General features: G+C 64.4%; 17 protein-coding genes. 7 read left to right on the top strand and 10 right to left on the bottom strand.

The genetic code is table 11. From position 1 onward, the window contains the following. Nucleotides 1-128 precede the first annotated feature (128 nt). Nucleotides 129-455, bottom strand: a complete 327-nt coding sequence (gene trxA, locus BZL41_RS22945) for a thioredoxin TrxA (protein WP_084333138.1) — start codon at nt 453-455, stop codon at nt 129-131. 121 nt (nt 456-576) lie between these two features. Next, the gene (locus BZL41_RS22940) at nt 577-1,284 is read right to left on the bottom strand and encodes a FadR/GntR family transcriptional regulator (protein WP_095601399.1); all 708 of its coding nucleotides are present in this window, start codon (nt 1,282-1,284) and stop codon (nt 577-579) included. A gap of 279 nt (nt 1,285-1,563) precedes the next feature. Here BZL41_RS22940 and BZL41_RS22935 point away from each other — a divergent pair, with 279 nt between their 5' ends. From BZL41_RS22935 to BZL41_RS22920, 4 genes are read left to right on the top strand one after another with little or no spacing between them, the layout of a single operon-like run. Next, on the top strand, nt 1,564-2,349 hold the full coding sequence (locus tag BZL41_RS22935; protein ID WP_095601398.1) for a transporter substrate-binding domain-containing protein: 786 nt from the start codon (nt 1,564-1,566) through the stop codon (nt 2,347-2,349). Between the two features lie 13 nt (nt 2,350-2,362). Continuing rightward, nucleotides 2,363-3,028, top strand: a complete 666-nt coding sequence (locus BZL41_RS22930; protein WP_095601397.1) for an amino acid ABC transporter permease — start codon at nt 2,363-2,365, stop codon at nt 3,026-3,028. Next, nucleotides 3,025-3,675: an amino acid ABC transporter permease gene (locus tag BZL41_RS22925; protein WP_174706201.1), complete on the top strand. Its 651-nt coding sequence runs from the start codon at nt 3,025-3,027 to the stop codon at nt 3,673-3,675. The genes BZL41_RS22930 and BZL41_RS22925 overlap by 4 nt, the downstream gene beginning before the upstream one ends. Next, the gene (locus tag BZL41_RS22920; RefSeq protein WP_095601395.1) at nt 3,662-4,390 is read left to right on the top strand and encodes an amino acid ABC transporter ATP-binding protein; all 729 of its coding nucleotides are present in this window, start codon (nt 3,662-3,664) and stop codon (nt 4,388-4,390) included. Before BZL41_RS22925 ends, BZL41_RS22920 begins: the two co-directional genes overlap by 14 nt. Nucleotides 4,391-4,393: 3 nt before the next feature. Here the strand turns inward: BZL41_RS22920 and BZL41_RS22915 are convergent, their stop codons facing one another. Continuing rightward, complete coding sequence (locus BZL41_RS22915) at nt 4,394-5,935, bottom strand: BCCT family transporter (RefSeq protein WP_095601394.1); 1,542 nt, start codon at nt 5,933-5,935, stop codon at nt 4,394-4,396. Nucleotides 5,936-6,088: 153 nt separating this feature from the next. Here BZL41_RS22915 and ppx point away from each other — a divergent pair, with 153 nt between their 5' ends. Then, nucleotides 6,089-7,588 carry an exopolyphosphatase gene (ppx, locus tag BZL41_RS22910; RefSeq protein WP_095601393.1) on the top strand — a complete coding sequence of 500 codons (1,500 nt, stop codon included), beginning with the start codon at nt 6,089-6,091 and terminating at the stop codon, nt 7,586-7,588. Here ppx and ppk1 read toward each other — a convergent pair. Together ppk1 and hemB are read right to left on the bottom strand one after the other, a co-directional pair. After that, a complete protein-coding gene (gene ppk1, locus BZL41_RS22905; RefSeq protein WP_095601392.1) occupies nt 7,575-9,764 on the bottom strand; it encodes a polyphosphate kinase 1 in 2,190 nt (729 codons plus the stop codon). The two genes, ppx and ppk1, sit on opposite strands and share 14 nt — an antisense overlap. 18 nt (nt 9,765-9,782) lie before the next feature. Next, the gene (gene hemB / locus BZL41_RS22900) at nt 9,783-10,793 is read right to left on the bottom strand and encodes a porphobilinogen synthase (RefSeq protein ID WP_084333154.1); all 1,011 of its coding nucleotides are present in this window, start codon (nt 10,791-10,793) and stop codon (nt 9,783-9,785) included. Nucleotides 10,794-11,022: 229 nt separating this feature from the next. Between hemB and BZL41_RS22895 the strand changes: the two genes are divergently transcribed. Next, nucleotides 11,023-11,583 (top strand): DedA family protein, encoded by a 561-nt coding sequence (locus BZL41_RS22895; protein ID WP_095601402.1) that lies wholly within the window; start codon nt 11,023-11,025, stop codon nt 11,581-11,583. Between the two features lie 6 nt (nt 11,584-11,589). Here the strand turns inward: BZL41_RS22895 and BZL41_RS22890 are convergent, their stop codons facing one another. Next, on the bottom strand, nt 11,590-12,840 hold the full coding sequence (locus BZL41_RS22890) for a sterol desaturase family protein (RefSeq protein WP_095601391.1): 1,251 nt from the start codon (nt 12,838-12,840) through the stop codon (nt 11,590-11,592). A gap of 188 nt (nt 12,841-13,028) precedes the next feature. Between BZL41_RS22890 and elbB the strand changes: the two genes are divergently transcribed. Further along, nucleotides 13,029-13,688 carry an isoprenoid biosynthesis glyoxalase ElbB gene (gene elbB, locus BZL41_RS22885; RefSeq protein WP_095601390.1) on the top strand — a complete coding sequence of 220 codons (660 nt, stop codon included), beginning with the start codon at nt 13,029-13,031 and terminating at the stop codon, nt 13,686-13,688. A gap of 39 nt (nt 13,689-13,727) precedes the next feature. Here elbB and BZL41_RS22880 read toward each other — a convergent pair whose 3' ends face one another. From BZL41_RS22880 to BZL41_RS22865, 4 genes are all read right to left on the bottom strand, one after another. Then, nucleotides 13,728-14,177 carry a YaiI/YqxD family protein gene (locus BZL41_RS22880; protein ID WP_095601389.1) on the bottom strand — a complete coding sequence of 150 codons (450 nt, stop codon included), beginning with the start codon at nt 14,175-14,177 and terminating at the stop codon, nt 13,728-13,730. A 53-nt stretch (nt 14,178-14,230) separates the two neighbouring features. Then, nucleotides 14,231-16,123, bottom strand: coding sequence for a cytochrome c/FTR1 family iron permease (locus BZL41_RS22875; RefSeq protein ID WP_095601401.1), 1,893 nt, complete (start codon nt 16,121-16,123; stop codon nt 14,231-14,233). Nucleotides 16,124-16,281: 158 nt separating this feature from the next. Beyond that, nucleotides 16,282-16,617 carry an enhanced serine sensitivity protein SseB C-terminal domain-containing protein gene (locus BZL41_RS22870; protein ID WP_084333162.1) on the bottom strand — a complete coding sequence of 112 codons (336 nt, stop codon included), beginning with the start codon at nt 16,615-16,617 and terminating at the stop codon, nt 16,282-16,284. A gap of 78 nt (nt 16,618-16,695) precedes the next feature. Next, the gene (locus BZL41_RS22865; RefSeq protein ID WP_095601388.1) at nt 16,696-17,325 is read right to left on the bottom strand and encodes a LysE family transporter; all 630 of its coding nucleotides are present in this window, start codon (nt 17,323-17,325) and stop codon (nt 16,696-16,698) included. Nucleotides 17,326-17,334: the final 9 nt, after the last annotated feature.

The raw sequence follows: 17,334 nt of genomic DNA, 5'->3' as shown, positions 1-17,334 counted from the left end.
CTGTTGGAGAGACATAAAAAATCCGATGCCAGAGACCTGGCATCGGATTTTCGGGGAAGCCCCGCCGGGGCTCAAATGCTTAAGTGAACAGCATTACGCGCAAAGGCGGGGCTTTTTTCGCACAGCAATCAGATGTTGCTGTCGAGGAAGGCAGCCAACTGGGATTTGGACAGAGCGCCCACCTTGGTGGCCTCGACGTTGCCGCTCTTGAACAGCATCAGCGTCGGAATACCGCGCACGCCGTACTTCGGCGGGGTTTCCTGGTTTTCGTCGATGTTCAGCTTGCAGACCTTCAGCTTGCCCTGGTAGTCCTTGGCGATTTCGTCCAGGACCGGGGCGATCATCTTGCACGGGCCACACCACTCAGCCCAGTAGTCGACCAGCACCGGACCATCGGCCTTGAGCACGTCCTGCTCGAAGCTGGCGTCGCTGACGTTGGTGATGAATTCGCTCATGGAAATTCTCCGTGGTTCGGATGCAAAAAAGTGAAAGCCATCATAGCCCGGCTTGATCCCGACCGAAAGCGTCGGGCGATTGAGCCTTTCTATCGTGTCATTAGAAGCCTGCCCGCCCCATTCAGTTTCCCAGGGTGCCGAACGCGATCCCGGTACGCAGCGCCGCAGCACGGATGTGCTCTTCCATGGCCTTGCGTGCCGTGCCTGCGGCGTGCCGTGCCAGGCCTCGCAGGATCCGGCGGTGCTCCTGCCAGGTCTCCATTGCCCGCTCCGGGCGAATGAACGGCAGTTTCTGGCTTTCCAGGAAGATATCCTCGCTGGCGGTGACGATCCCGAGGATTGCCTGGTTGCCGCCGGCCTGGAGAATCTGCCGGTGAAAAGCGAAATCCAGTTGCGCCGCTTTCTCGAAGTCTCCTCCGCGCAACTCCAGGCGCATCGCCTCGACGTTGTCTTCCAGGGCATCCAGGTCGTCGGCGGTCAGGGCCAACGCGGCGAGCCCGGCGGCGAAGCCCTCCAGGGCGAAGCGCAACTGGAAGGTATCGGCCGCGGATATCCGTTCGGCGAACGGCCAGGTGAAACCACCGGAGACGTCGCGGCGCGCCTCCTGCCCTTGAACGAATACACCCTTTCCGGGCTGGACGCTGATCACCCCCAAGGCGCTGAGGGAAGACAACGCCTCACGCAACGAAGCCCGGCTGACACCCAGCCGCTCCGCCAGCTCGCGCTGGGAAGGCAGTGCATCCCCGGCACGATAGCCGCCGTCGTCGATCAGCTTGCGGATCGCATGCAGCGCGTAGGCGGGGACGGCACGGGGGGCGGTTGGCAGCATCACTGTTCAGGCCAGTCAGTCCAGGGGCTGGCCCTTTTTAAGGCCAGGACGGGTTGCACGGCAAGTGACTCCCACTTTTGGCGCGCCGCCCGAGCCCCGCGCACCAGAGGCGGGCATCGCCTTGGCATGCCAGGTCTCCAACAACTCAACTGTTCAGACCAGTAAGACCTTGTTTAGCCGATAAAAAGCCGCCAGGACCTCGATTTTCCTGGCACTGGCATGCGACCTGCAAAATCTGGAACACGATTTTTCATCCCGATCGTTCTCCGGAGACGCGCCATGCTGAAAATCCGCAAAACCCTGTTCGCCGCCCTGCTGGTCACCCTGGGTCTCGGCCAGGCGCCGGCTCACGCCGATGCGCTGTCCGACGTGATCGAGCGCGGGGTGCTGAAGGTCGCCGTCCCGCAGGACTTCCCCCCGTTCGGCTCGGTCGGCCCGGACCTCAAGCCGCGCGGCCTGGACATCGACACCGCGCAACTGATCGCCGACAGGCTCAAGGTCAAGCTGGAACTGACTCCGGTGAATAGCACCAACCGCATCCCCTTCCTCACCACCGGCAAGGTGGACCTGGTGATCTCCAGCCTCGGCAAGAATCCCGAGCGCGAGCAGGTGATCGATTTCAGCACCGCCTACGCGCCTTTCTATCTCGGCGTGTTCGGCCCGGAAGACGCCGAGCTGAATGACATCGCCGACCTCGCCGGCAAAACAATCAGCGTCACTCGCGGATCGGTGGAAGACATCGAGCTGTCCAAGGTTGCCCCGCAAGGCGCCACCATCAAGCGCTTCGAGGACAACAACTCGACCATCGCCGCCTACCTTTCCGGCCAGGTCGACCTGATCGCCAGCGGCAACGTGGTGATGGCCGCCATCGCCGAGCGCAACCCGGCGCGCGTGCCGGCGATGAAGCTGAACCTGAAGAACTCGCCCGCCTACATCGGCCTGAACAAGAACCAGCCGGAACTGCAGGCCAGGCTCAACGAAATCCTCGCCACCGCCAAGACCGACGGCAGTCTCAACGGAATCGCCGAGAAATGGCTGAAGCAGCCGCTGCCGGCCGACCTCTGAGCGCGTGCCGACAATGGCTTACCAGTTCGACTTCACCCCAGTGCTGCAACAGGCCGACCTGCTGTTGCGCGGGGCTTGGTTCACCTTGGAACTGACGGTAATCGGCACCCTGTTCGGCGTCGGTCTCGGCGTGGTGGGCGCGGTGCTGCGTGCCTGGCGCATCCGTCCCTTCGACCGGTTGTTCGGCGTGTATGTCGAACTGATCCGCAACACACCGTTTCTGGTCCAACTGTTCTTCATCTTCTTCGGTCTGCCATCCCTGGGTATTCGCCTGAGCGAGTGGCAGGCGGCGGTATTGGCGATGGTGGTGAACCTCGGCGCCTACTCCACCGAGATCATCCGCGCCGGTATCCAAGCGATCCCCCGTGGCCAGTTGGAGGCGGCCGCCGCCCTGGCGATGAACCGCTTCGAGGCATTCCGCTATGTAGTCCTGCGCCCGGCCCTGGCCACCGTATGGCCGGCGCTGTCGAGCCAGATCGTGATCGTCATGCTGGGCTCGGCGGTGTGCTCGCAGATTGCTGCGGAAGAACTCAGCTTCGCCGCCAACTTCATCCAGTCGCGTAATTTCCGTGCCTTCGAGACCTACCTGCTGACCACCCTGCTCTACCTGTCGATGGCCTTGCTGCTGCGTCAGGTGCTGGCCTGGGCCGGACGGTACTTCGTCGTAAGGAGAGGCTGATGGATTTCACCCTCTGGGACATCACTCGCAACCTGCTGGTCGGCCTGCAATGGACCCTGCTTCTCTCGTTGCTGGCCTTCGTCTGCGGCGGCCTCATCGGTCTTCTGCTGCTCACCGCCCGGATCGCTCCGCAACCCGCCCTGCGGGGCTTCGCCCGGCTCTATATCGAGGTATTCCAGGGCACGCCGCTACTGATGCAGTTGTTTCTGGTCTTCTTCGGCATCGCCCTGCTTGGCATCGACGTCTCGCCCTGGCTGGCCGCCGCCCTGTCACTGACACTGTTCACCAGCGCCTTTCTCGCCGAAATCTGGCGCGGCTGCGTGGAAGCGATCCCGCGCGGGCAATGGGAAGCCTCGGCCAGTCTGGCGTTGAACCGCTTCGAGCAGTTGCGCTATGTGATCCTGCCGCAGGCGCTGCGTATCGCCGTGCCGCCCACCGTCGGGTTCTCCGTGCAGGTAGTGAAAGGCACGGCAGTCACCTCGATCATCGGCTTCGCCGAGCTGACCAAGACCGGCGGCATGCTGGCCAACGCCACCTTCAAGCCGTTCCTGGTCTACGGCCTGGTGGCCCTCGGCTATTTCCTCCTCTGCTATCCCCTCTCGCTCAGTGCGCGCTATCTGGAAAGGAGGCTGCATGTTACTGCTTAGGATTTCTGCCCTGCACAAGTACTACGGCGAGCATCACGTGCTCAAAGGCATCGACCTCGAGATCGAGGAAGGCGAAGTGGTCGCCATCATTGGCCGCAGCGGTTCGGGCAAAAGCACCTTGTTGCGCACCCTCAACGGTCTGGAGGGGATCGACGACGGAGTGATCGAAGTCGACGGCGAATACCTCGATGCCCAGCGCGCCGACCTGCGCAGCCTGCGGCAGAAGGTCGGCATGGTGTTCCAGCAGTTCAACCTGTTCCCGCACCTGTCTGTGGGCGAGAACGTCATGCTCGCGCCACAGGTGGTGAAGAAGATGTCCCGCGATGAAGCCCAGCGCCTCGCCCGGTGCATGCTGGAGCGGGTTGGCCTGGCGGAGAAGTTCGACGCCTTTCCCGACCGCCTCTCCGGCGGCCAGCAACAGCGCGTGGCGATTGCCCGTGCCCTGGCCATGTCGCCGAAGATGCTGCTCTGCGACGAAATCACTTCGGCACTCGATCCCGAGTTGGTCAACGAGGTACTGACGGTGGTGCGTCAGCTCGCCGACGAAGGCATGACCCTGGTGATGGTCACCCACGAGATGCGCTTCGCCCGCGAAGTCGGCGACAAGCTGGTGTTCATGCACCAGGGCAAGGTGCACGAGTCCGGACCGCCCGGGGAGCTGTTCGCCAATCCGAGGACACCCGAGCTGGCGCAGTTCATCGGCTCGGTGAACTGAGCCTCAGGCCGAGGCCCCGCCTGCCAGCGGTGCGCTCGGCGACGGAAGGTCTTCGCGCAGGGCCTTGTTCAGGCTGAACAGCATCATCCAGAGGATCGCGGCGAACGGCAGGCCGGTGCTGATCGCCGCCGTCTGCAAGGCACTCAACCCGCCGCCCAGCAGCAGGACGGCCGCCACACCACCCGCACAAGACGACCAGAACACCCGCTGCCCGACCGGTGAATCCAGCCGGCCGCCCGCCGTGATGGTGTCGATCACCAGCGCCCCGGAGTCGGCGCTGGTAACGAAGAACACCACCACTAGCAGCATGGCCAGCACACTGCTGATGCTGGCCAAGGGGTAATGCGCCAGCAGTGCGAAGAATGCCGTGGAGACATCGGCCTGCACCGCCACCTCGATACCGCCGGCCCCGAACAGCTCCTCGTACAAAGCCGTGCCGCCGAATGCGGTGATCCACAGGAAGGTCAGCAGCGTCGGGACCAGCAGGACGCCGAGCACGAACTCGCGCACCGTCCGACCACGGGAAATCCGTGCGATGAACAAGCCGACGAAGGGCGACCAGGAAATCCACCAGGCCCAGTAGAACACCGTCCAGCCGGACTGCCAGGTGGAGTCGGGACGGTAGGTCTCGGTCCAGGAACCGAGGCTCAGCAGGTTCTGCAGATAATCGCCGGTGTTCTGCACGACGCCGGACAGGATGAACAGCGTCGGGCCAAGGGCAATGATAAACAGCAGCAGGCCGAGAGCCGCCCAGAGGTTGATCTGCGACAGCCACTTGATGCCCTTATCCAGGCCGAGGGCCACCGACAGCGTCGCCAGCGCCGTGATGCCGGCCACCAGCCAAAGATGTACGGCGGTATCCGGGACGAAGCCCAGCAGCCCACCCAGGCCGGCCGCCACCTGACTGACGCCGAGCCCCAGCGAGGTGGCGACACCGAACAGCGTGGCGACCACCGCGACGATATCGATCAGATGCCCCAGCGGGCCCTGGATACGATCGCCGAGCAACGGCTGGAAGGCGGAGCGGATAGTCAGTGGCAAGCCTCGGTTATAGCTGAAATAGGCCAGCGTCAGCCCCACCAGGGCATAGACACCCCAGGCATGCAGCCCCCAGTGGAGGAAACTCAGTTCCATCGCTCCCTTGGCCGCCTCGATGCTGTGCCCCTCGATGCGCGGCGGCGAGGCAAAGTGATAGACCGGCTCGGCCACGCTCCAGAAAACCAGGCCGATCCCCATGCCGGCCGAAAACAGCATGGCGAACCAGGCGGCAAACCCGTAGTCCGGCCTGGCCTGGCTACCGCCCAGGCGAATGTGGGCGAAACGACTCAAGGCGAGGTAGAGCGAGAACAGCAAAAACGCCTGCACACTGAGAATGAAGAACCAGCCGAAGTTATGCGTGATTCCTTCCTTGATGGCGGCGAACGCCGCTTCGCTGGCGTGCAAGTTGGTGAGTGTGACCACTACGAAAATCGTGACGACCAGCAGTGAACCGAAGAAAACCGGTGGATTCACAGTCTTAAAAGAACGAGACCCGAGGGCCTGCATGGATTGAACGGACAAATCAACCTCCTTCATCCAATTGCGGCGCTCTATTATGACACAGGAAATCATAGGTTGCTGGTACGCCAGTACCACACTCCGCGTTGGCGTAAACGCCCTATCGTGGCAGGATGGCGCGGTTCCCAGCGAGACGCCGATATGCCCAAAGCAGCCGAGAGTTTTCCCCTGATTGCCGCCATTGACCTTGGCTCGAACAGCTTCCACATGGTGCTGGCCAAACCCGATCAGAGCGAAATCCGAATCTTGGAGCGGCTCGGCGATAAGGTTCAGTTGGCGGCAGGCATCGACGAAGCACGCATGCTCAGTGAAGAAGCCATGCAGCGCGGGCTCGACTGCCTGCGCCGCTTCGCCCAACTGATCAACGGCATGCCTCAGGGTTCGGTACGCATCGTCGGCACCAATGCCCTGCGCGAAGCGCGCAACCGCAGCGCATTCATCCGCCGGGCGGAGGAACTCCTCGGCCACCCCGTCGAAGTCATATCCGGTCGCGAAGAGGCACGCCTGATCTACCTGGGCGTGTCCCATACCTACCCCAACACGCCCGGCAAGCGCCTGGTGGTGGACATCGGCGGCGGCAGCACCGAGTTCATCATCGGCCAGCGCTTCGAATCGCTGCTGCGCGAGAGCCTGCAGATGGGCTGTGTCAGCTACACCCAGCGCTACTTCCGCGACGGCAAGATCACCGCCGCGCGCTATGCCCAGGCCTATACCGCGGCCCGTCTCGAGCTGATGGGCATCGAGCAGAGCCTGCGCCGCCTCGGCTGGCAGGAATCGGTGGGGGCGTCCGGCACCATCCGCGCCGTCGGGCTGGCCATCAAGAGCGGCGGCTACGGCAACGGCGAAGTCAACGCCGAAGGCCTGGCCTGGCTGAAGCGCAAGCTGCTCAAGCTGGGCGAAGTCGAAAAGCTGGACATGGAGGGTATCAAGCCCGACCGTCGCGCCATCTTCCCGGCCGGCCTGGCGATTCTCGAGGCGATCTTCGATGCACTGGAGCTGCAACAGATGGCACATTCCGAAGGCGCCCTGCGCGAAGGCGTGCTCTATGACCTGCTCGGACGCCATCACCACGAAGATGTCCGCGAGCGCACCCTGAGTTCGTTCATGGAGCGCTACCACGTAGACGTCGAGCAGGCGGCGCGGGTCGAGGCAAAGGCGCTGTCCGCCCTGGACAAGGTCGCCGATGCCTGGGAACTGAACGAAGACTGGCACCGCGAGCTGCTGAGCTGGGCGGCACGGGTCCACGAGGTGGGCCTGGATATCGCCCACTACCACTACCACAAGCACGGCGCCTACCTGATCGAGCACTCCGATCTGGCCGGCTTCTCGCGCCAGGACCAACAGATGCTGTCACTGCTGGTACGCGGCCACCGACGCAACATTCCTCAGGACAAACTCGCCGAGTTCGGCGCCGACGGCATCAAACTGGTGCGTCTCTGCGTCCTGCTGCGCTTCGCCATCCTGTTCCATCACATCCGCGGCACCCAGGAAATGCCCCAGGTGCAACTGAAGGCCGGACCGCAAAGCCTGGACATCCAGTTTCCCGAAGGCTGGCTGGCCGCCAACCCGCTGACCCAGGCCGACTTCGAGCAGGAAGCCGAGTGGCTCAAGCGGATCGACTTCACCCTCAGCGTACGCTGATCACCGGGTTGGTCAGCTTCTCCAGCAGGCCGGCCTGCGCATTGCGCGGGTTCTGGTTGCCGGTCGGGCTGACCCGCACATAGCGGCCGTCGGGCTGCAGGATCCAGCTCTGGGTGTTGTCGGTCAGGTACGACTCCAGCTCTTTCTTCACCCGCGACACCAGCTTCTTGCCTTCCACCGGGAAGCAGGTCTCGACGCGCTTGTCGAGGTTACGTTCCATCCAGTCGGCACTGGAGAGGTAGAGCTTCTCGTCGCCGCCGTTGAGGAAGTAGTAGATGCGGCTGTGCTCGAGGAACCGGCCGATGATCGAGCGGACCTGGATGTTGTGCGAAACGCCGGGAATACCCGGACGCAGGCAGCACATGCCGCGCACTACCAAGTCGATCTTCACCCCCGCCTGGCTGGCCTTGTACAGCGCACGGATGATCTTCGGATCGGTCAGCGCGTTGACCTTGGCCATGATCTGCGCCGGCTTGCCGTCGCTGGCGTGCTGGGTCTCGCGGGCAATCATGTCGAGGATGCCCTTCTTCAGAGTGAAGGGCGCGTGCAGCAGCTTCTTCATGCGCAGCGTCTTGCCCATGCCGATCAACTGGCTGAACAGCTTGGATACGTCCTCGCAGAGCGCATCGTCCGAAGTCAGCATGCTGTAGTCGGTATACAGGCGGGCATTGGCGGCGTGGTAGTTGCCGGTGCCCAGATGGGCGTAGCGCACCAGCTCGCCGTTCTCGCGCCGCAGGATGAGCATCATCTTGGCGTGGGTCTTGAAGCCCACCACGCCATAGATCACCACCGCGCCGGCCTGTTGCAGGCGGCTGGCCAGTTGCAGGTTGGATTCCTCGTCGAAGCGCGCGCGCAGCTCGATCACCGCGGTGACCTCCTTGCCGTTGCGTGCCGCTTCCACCAGCGCGTCGACAATCTCCGAGTTGGCGCCGGAGCGGTACAGCGTCTGCTTGATCGCCAGCACGTGCGGGTCCTTGGCGGCCTGGCGCAGGAGGTCCACCACCGGAGTGAACGACTCGAACGGGTGCAACAGCAGCACGTCCTGCTTGCCCACCACGTTGAACAGGTTGTCGCTGTTCTGCAGCAGCTTGGGGATGACCGGGGTGAAGGGTGCGTTCTGCAGCTCCGGGTGGCTGTCCAGGCCGGTGATACTGAACAGGCGCGTCAGGTTGACCGGCCCGTTGACCTGATACAGCTCGCTCTCGCTCAGGTTGAACTGTTTGAGCAGGTAGTCCGAGAGGTGCTTCGGACAGGTATCGGCTACTTCCAGGCGCACCGCATCACCGTAGCGACGCGAGAACAGCTCGCCGCGCAGGGCACGGGCCAGGTCCTCGACGTCTTCGGTGTCCACCGACAGGTCGGCGTTGCGGGTCAGACGGAACTGGTAGCAGCCCTTCACCTTCATGCCCTGGAACAGGTCGTCCGCATGGGCATGGATCATCGACGAGAGGAATACGTAGTTGTCGCCCGGCCCGGCAATGTCTTCCGGCACACGGATGATCCGTGGCAACAGGCGCGGCGCCGGAATGATGGCGAGGCCCGAGTCGCGACCGAACGCATCGACGCCTTCCAGCTCGACGATGAAGTTGAGGCTCTTGTTCACCAGCAACGGGAACGGGTGCGTCGGGTCGAGACCGATGGGGGTGATGATCGGCACAATCTCGTCGCGGAAGTAGCGGCGCACCCAGGTCTTCAGCTTGGGCGTCCAGTGGCGGCGGCGGATGAAGTTGATCTGGTGCTTGGCCAGCTCGGGTAACAGCACATCATTGAGAATGGCGTACTGACGGCTGACCTGCTCGTGCACCAGCTCGCTGATCCGCGCCAGCGCCTGGTGCGGCTGCAGACCGTCGGCGCCAGCCTGCTCGCGGGCGAAGTTGATCTGCTTCTTGAGGCCGGCGACGCGGATTTCGAAGAACTCGTCCAGGTTGCTGGAGAAGATCAGCAGGAACTTCAACCGCTCCAGCAACGGATAGGATTCGTCCAGCGCCTGCTCCAGCACACGGATGTTGAACTGGAGCTGGGACAGCTCGCGATGGATGTACAGGCTGCTGTCATCCAGGCTCGGCACCGGCGGTGGGGGGGGCGGCACCTCCACCGGTGGGGGCGTTTCCACGATCGGCTCGTCGATCGGTTGCGCGTCGAGCACTTCGCTGTTGGTGAATCCTTCGGTGTTCATCGAGTCGTCCCGGGGCAGTTACCCCTGTTTTAACAGTTCTGCGGCACGTTTGGCGAAATAGGTGAGGATGCCATCGGCGCCAGCGCGCTTGAAGGCGGTCAGCGATTCGAGAATGACCGCTTCGCTCAACCAGCCGTTCTGTATCGCCGCCATGTGCATGGCGTACTCGCCGCTGACCTGGTAGGCGAAGGTGGGCACGCGGAAGGTGTCCTTCACCCGGCGCACCACATCCAGGTACGGCATGCCCGGCTTGACCATGACCATGTCCGCGCCCTCGGCCAGGTCCGTCGCCACTTCATGCAGCGCCTCGTCGCCGTTGGCCGGGTCCATCTGGTAGGTGTTCTTGCTGCCCTTGCCGAGGTTCGCCGCCGAGCCCACCGCATCGCGGAATGGCCCGTAGTAGGCGCTGGCGTACTTGGCCGAATAGGCCATGATGCGCACGTTGGGGTATTCGGCCAGTTCGAGCGCTTCGCGGATCGCCTGGATGCGGCCGTCCATCATGTCCGACGGCGCCACCACCTGGGCACCGGCCTCGGCATGGGACAGCGCCTGCTTGACCAATGCATCGATGGTCACGTCGTTCATTACATAGCCGTCGTCGTCGAGGATGCCATCCTGGCCGTGGGTGGTGAACGGGTCGAGGGCGACGTCGGTGATCACGCCAAGCTCAGGGAACTGCGCCCGCAGGGCGCGTGTGGCGCGCTGGGCGATGCCTTCCGGGTTCCAGGCTTCGGCGGCGTCGAGGGATTTCTTCTCCAGCGGAGTCACCGGGAACAGCGCCAGGGCCGGGATTCCCAAGGCCACCCACTGCGCCGCCTCTTCCAGCAGCAGGTCGATGGACAGGCGCTCGACGCCCGGCATCGATGGCACCGCTTCGCGGCGGTTCTCGCCGTCAAGGACGAACACCGGCAGGATCAGATCGTTAGTGGTCAGCACGTTCTCGCGCACCAGGCGCCGGGAAAATTCGTCGCGGCGGTTACGGCGCAGGCGGGTGGCGGGGAACAGGCGGTCGGCGGGAGTAAAGCTCACGGAGGACTCCAGTGCCCACGGCGGGGCGCAATGTGACAGTTATAAGCCGGCATTATGAACAAATCATGACGCACGAGACGCCACTGCGACCGGTTGCCGCATGAGCGCGTCCGACACCAAGGCCGGCCAATGCCGACCATTCTCCCCAGCCTCGCCGTGCATCGCCAGTGCTTTTCCGCCGGCGGCCGAAGGCGTAGGCTCCGCTCCTTTCGACAGCCTTCCGCTCATCATGCTCGAAACTTTCTTACATCAGTTCGGTTACCCGGCGCTGTTCATCGGCACTTTCTTCGAAGGCGAAACGATCCTGGTGCTCGCCGCCTTCCTCGCCCATCGCGGCCTCCTGCAACTCGACCTGGTGCTGGTCTGCGCCTTTCTCGGCAGCTACAGCGGCGATCAGCTCTGGTACTACCTCGGCCGCAGCCGCGGGCGGCGGCTGTTGCAGCGCAAGGCGGAATGGGCGGCGCTGGGCGACAAGGCGCTGGCTCATATTCGTCGACATCCCGACCTATGGGTGCTGGGCTTTCGCTTCGTCTACGGGATGCGCACGGTCATGCCGGTGGCCATTGGCCTCTCCGGCTATCCGCCCCTGCGCTATCTGTTGCTGAACGGCGCGGGAGCGGTGATTTGGGCCCTGGGCCTGGGACTCGCCTCGTACCATTTCGGTACGTTGATGGAGCAGGTGCTCGGCGACCTGAAGCGCTATGAGCTCTGGGTTCTCGGCGGGCTGGCACTACTCGGGGCAGCGCTCTGGCTGCGGCGTCGTCTGCAGGCCAAACGCAAGCTGTCGTGACCGGATTCAGCCACGCGCGGCGGTTCTGCCGAACCTTGCCACATTACCTGCCATCCGCCACAGGGCGACCGCACTAAGCAACGTGTAGCCCAGTAAGATCGGCCAGGTCATCGGTCCGGTCGCGAACAGTCCGGCATGCTCCGCCAGCCAGAGCACAGGCGGAATCGACAACAGCCGCAGACACTCGATAGCCGGCGCCCAAGGCCGGTTTTCCAACCAGGCACCGATCGCATACAACCCGAAAGCCATCCAGGCCCAGGCGACCAGCAGGTACGGCAACGCCAACGTCTCTCCGACCGCCAACAACCCGCTCCCCACCGCGACATACAGTGCGAACTGCACCGCCGCGTAGACCTTACGCCCCGGCGCCAGCGGCACCTCGAACTTCACGAAATGGGCCAGATCCGGCTTGGCCAGCGGATAGCGGGCCACCACATCCGCCGGTCGCCAGCCGGTGGGCATGAACCAAATGCGCAGACGGTCCCACCAGGAGGCCGTCCGCGCCGCATCGCGCCAAAGCTGCACGTAGAACTGCAAGTTGGCCCACAGCGGGTTCCAGCTGGCCAGCGGCGTGGTCACGCCGAAGACCACCGGGTGCTCATCCAGCTCCTCCTGAAAGGTGCCGAACAGACGGTCCCAGAGGATGAACACTCCGCCGTAGTTGCGATCCATATAGATAGGATTTTGCGCATGGTGTACCCGGTGGTTGGAGGGCGTGATCAACAGCCACTCCAGCCAGCCCAGCTTGGGAATGTGACGGGTATGCACCCAGAACTGATAGAGCAGGTTCAGCGCGGCGACGGTCAGGAACATCTGGGGCGGCACCCCGGCCACGGCCATCGGCAGGTAGAACAGCCAGCCCAGGAGAAAGCCACTGCTGGTCTGGCGCAACGCCGTGCTGAGGTTGTACTCCTCGCTCTGGTGATGCACCGAATGCGCCGCCCAGAAGATGTTCCGCTCATGGCCGAAACGGTGGTTCCAGTAGTAGCAGAGGTCGTAGAACACGAACGCGAAGAGCCAGACCCACAGGCTCCGCCCGGACAACTCGAACATCGCCAGGTGCTGCCAGGCGAAGGCATAGGTGAGCACGCCCACCCCCTTGGTCAGCAGGCCGCTGGTGGTGGACAGCACACCGGCACTGAGGCTGTTGACCGCATCGGCCAGTCGGTAGCTGTTGCGCCCGCGCCAGCGGTCGGCAAGCAACTCCAGGGCGATCAGCAGAAGAAAGAAAGGCACTGCGTAGAGAACGTAATCCATGACCGGCTCGACTAGGCTTATCGATAGCGATGCTAGCCCCGGAACGGCTCTGGAACAGGGCACGGGATGCCAGACGAAGGGGCATTTGGCGACAGCCATTGACGACCGCCGGACCGCCCCGTGAAATACCGGCAAGAATACGGCAGCCACGCGCTGGGGCCGTCTGAATGACCAACAGGAGTATCTCGATGCACAAAAAAGTCGCCGTCATCCTTTCCGGCTGTGGTGTCTACGACGGCTCGGAGATTTACGAGAGCGTGATCACCCTGCTGCGCCTCGACCAGCGGGGCGCCGAAGTCCAGTGCTTTGCGCCGAACGTCATGCAACTGCATGTCGTCGATCACTACAGCGGCGACGAAATGCCGGAATCGCGCAACGTGCTGGTGGAATCGGCGCGTATCGCCCGTGGCAACATCAAGGATGTTCGAGAGGCCAAGGTCGAGGACTTCGATGCCCTGATCCTGCCCGGCGGCTTCGGCGCAGCGAAGAATCTCTCCGACTTCGCCATCAGCGGAGCCCAGTGCACCGTCCAGCCCGACGTGCTGGCCTTCGCCCAAGCCTTCGCCCAGGCCGGCAAGCCGATCGGCCTGATCTGCATCGCGCCGGCACTGGCCGCGAAAATCTATGGGCCGGGGGTGGTCTGCACCATCGGCACCGACCACGAGACCGCCGCCACCCTGGCGCAGATGGGCGCGCAACACGAGGAATGCGAGGTCAGCGACATCATCGAGGACAAGCAGCGCAAGCTGGTGACCACGCCGGCGTATATGCTGGCCAAATCCATCAGCGAAGCCGCGTCCGGCATCAACAAACTGGTCGACCGCGTGCTGGAACTGACTGCGAGCTGATCCGCCCTTCCCCGGCGCGCCTGCGCCGGGGTCATGCCGTCAACGGCTGAGCCGGGTCAGTATCCGGTCCAACGCATTGGCGAACGCCTGCCGGTCGCGCTCGCCATAGGCCGCCTGGCCACCGCCCACCTGGCCCTGGTCGCGCAGGTCGGTGAACAGGTTGCGCACCGCCAAGCGTTCGCCCATGTTGCGCTCATCGAATTCCTTGCCGCGCGGGTCCAGCGCCGCGACGCCCTTCTTCACCAGACGATCGGCCAAAGGCACGTCACTGCAGATCACCAGATCGCCGGGCTGCGCGTGCTCCACCAGGTAATCGTCCGCCGCATCCATGCCGCTCGGCACGACGATCAGATGGACGCAGGCAAAGGCCGGCTTGACCTGGCTCTGCCCGGCCACCAGCCAGACCTCGAAGCGCCGCTTGAGGGCGAACTTGACCACCTGATCCTTGGCCGCCCGGGGGCAGGCGTCGGCATCGATCCACACACGCATCGGCATCGTTCCTGAAGAGAGGCACTCAGTATGCCACCGGGCACCCCTGCGACCTAAGCCTCTGCCGTATGGCGCTGGGCCAGCCAACTGCGTCCGTAAAGAACCGCGATGGCGGCCAGCGCCAGGCCCTGCGCGGACAACGACCAGGCATCGGCGTGTATGCCCAGCCAGTCGAACTCGAAGAACGGCACCGGCCGCGTGCCCAGCACACCAGCCTCCTGCAATGCCGCCACGCCATGCCCGGCGAAGACCACCGAGAGCACGCAGAGCAGGATGGCGTTGGCGCTGAAGAAGGTGGCCAGCGGCAGCTTCGCCGAGCCCTTGAGAATCACCCAGGCCAAGCCGACCAGCAGCACCAGCGCCGCCGCCGCGCCGGCCAGTACCAGGCCGTGCCCGGCCGGGCCGGCCTGCAGCCACAGGGTTTCATAGAACAGAATGACTTCGAACAGTTCGCGGTAGACCGAGAAGAACGCCAGCACCGCGAAACCCAGCCGGCCACCGCCACCGACCAGGCTGCTCTTGATGTACTGCTGCCAGGCCGCCGCATGGCGACGGTCGTGCATCCACACCCCGACCCACAGCAGCACCACGCTGGCGAACAGCGCGGTAGCGCCTTCGAGGAACTCGCGCTGGGCACCGCTCACGTCGATCACGTAGGCCGCCAGCGCCCAGGTGGCGACCCCGGCCAGCAGCGCCAGCCCCCAGCCGGCGTGCACGCTGCGCGCCGCCTGCTGCTGCCCGGTATTGCGCAGGTAGGCGAGGATCGCCGCCAGCACCAGGATCGCCTCCAGCCCTTCGCGCAACAGGATTAGCAGGCTGGAGAAGAAACTCAGGGAGCCGCTCAGGCCATCCCCATCGAGCAACCGGGCCGAGCGCTCCAGCTCCGCCTTGGCCTGCTCCAGGCTTTGCGCCGCACGGGCTACGGACTGGCCGTCCTGGACCGCCTGCCGGTAAGCCATCAGCGCTCTCTCGGTGGTCTTGCGCTGCGCCGCGTCGAGGTTGTCCAGGGCGCTTTCCACCAACTCGAAGCCCTCCAGATAGGCTGCCACCGACAGGTCGTAGGCCTGGTCGCGATCGCCGGCGCGATAAGCCGCCAGACTGCTGTCCAACGTTTCGCGGGTGTAGTCGATCAACTGCTGCGGACCGCGTTGGACCTGCGGCGGCTGGGCACGCTGGGCCCGGAACGCGGCTGCGGCGGCCTCACCTTTGGCCTGGACGATTTCTTCCGGCGCCCGCCCGGCCAGTTCGGCAAGGGTAAAGGTCGCCGCCCCGGCCTGGGCCGGCGCAGCGGACAGGCCGGCGATATAGCTCGCCAAGTCCCAGCGTTGCCGCTCGTCCAGTTGATCGGCGAAGGCCGGCATATCGGTGCCTTCGATGCCCAGGCTCAGCGTATTGAACAGGTCGTACAGACTCAGCCGATCGAGCTGCGTCCGGTCCGTCAGGTCCGTCGGTGGCGGCTCCATGCCCAGACCGGCCGGCCCGTCGCCGTGGCCGGCATCGCCATGGCAGACGGCGCAATTCTGCGCATAGAGCGGCGCTCCCCGGGAGGGATCGGGCGTGATCAGCGGCGTCCGGGCGATCTGATAGACCTCCGCCAGACGTGCGCCGAGCCGACGGGCCTGCTGGGCAACCCGGTCGCCGTCCTGGCGCTGGGTGACGGCTTCGCGCAGACCGGCCACGCCCTGCTCCAGTTCGTGGCGCTCGGCACGGGCCGGCAGCGCACCGACCAAGCCTTGGAGCACGGCAAGAAATTCCAGTTGTTCGCGGTATTCGGCGTCATCGACGATCTGTCCGGCGGCGACCGTGGCCGGGTAGTCCGCACCGATATAGCCCAGCAAGTGCAGGGCCTGGGCGGCACCGTCGAGGGGTTCGGCAACGGCCGAAAGGCTGCCCAGCGCCAGCAGCGAAAGCAGCAGCGCGGCAAGAAGACGGAGGGGAGAAAACATGAGCGGATCCCAAATGCAAATGGGTGGCATTAGATTGTTGCCTTCCTAATGAATTCGCTCAAGCCCTCGACCAGGGGTTAGCCGCGACGATTTGTCGCAGCAAACGGCAAGGAAAACGGAAAACGGTCCGCAGGCAATACGGACCGGTGGGCGGGCGATCAGGCCTGATAGAACGCCTGGCAGCGTTCCCGCACAGCGTGCGACAGGCTGTCGTCCGCCAGTTCGATGAGGTCGAGTTCGAGTTCGTCCGGCAGCAGTTCGGCAACCCGCGCGGCCAACCGGCGCTGCATGCGCTGATCGGCGCCGGACACCGCCAGCAGCAGACGCGGTTGGGGCCCGAGCGCAGTATCGCGCACTGCGGCCAGATAGGCTTCGCGCACCGCCAGTTCGGCGCAGGCTCCGGCGATGGCTTGTTCCAACGGCGGGTGGCGCAGCGGCGCGATGGCCATCTCGCCGCTGTCGGCATAAGAGGTGGTCTGGATCGGAGTGGACATGCTCGGCTCCTGAAAAAAGGACCGAGGCAGCCTAGGCGGAGGACACCGCGCTGTCGCGGCGCCCCGTCACATTCGTCGTTATACCGGCACGCGGCGGACGCTGGCGAGCAACGCGGCGGCGCCGACGAACAGCCCGGCGAACGTGCGGTTGACCATGCGCTGCTGGCGTGGGGTATGGAGCAGACTGAGGACCTTGGAGGCCAATCCGGTGTAGCCGGCCATGACGATCAGGTCCACCACGATCATGCTCGCACCCATGATCAGGTACTGCGGCATCAGCGGCTGGTGCGGATCGATGAACTGCGGCAGTACGGCGAGCATGAACACCACCGCCTTGGGGTTGCTGGCGTTCACCAGAAAACCCCGTAGAACCAGGCTCAGCGGCCGCCCGATGGAACGCTCCTGCGCAGCGGCCATGTCGCCGGGCAGCGCCTGCCATTGCTTGATCGCCAGGTAGACCAGATAGGCGACGCCGAACCACTTGATCAGGCTGAACGCCAGCGCCGATGCAGCGAGGATGGCCCCGACCCCGGCGGCGACAATGGCGATCTGCAAGGCCAGGCCGAGTTGCAGGCCGATGGCGTTCCAATAGCCGCGCCAGAAGCCGTATTGCAGGCCGCAGGACATGGAAGCAATGGCGCCCGCGCCGGGTGACAGGCTGATCACCCAGCAGGCGACGAAGAAGGCGAGCCAGGTTTCGAGCGCCATGGCGATACT

The sequence above is a fragment of the Pseudomonas sp. PIC25 genome, from assembly GCF_002286785.1.
In the GTDB taxonomy this organism is placed as follows: domain Bacteria; phylum Pseudomonadota; class Gammaproteobacteria; order Pseudomonadales; family Pseudomonadaceae; genus Pseudomonas_M.
The sequence above is the reverse complement of the archived record's forward strand: the minus strand, read 5'-3'. Positions and strand labels throughout refer to the sequence as shown.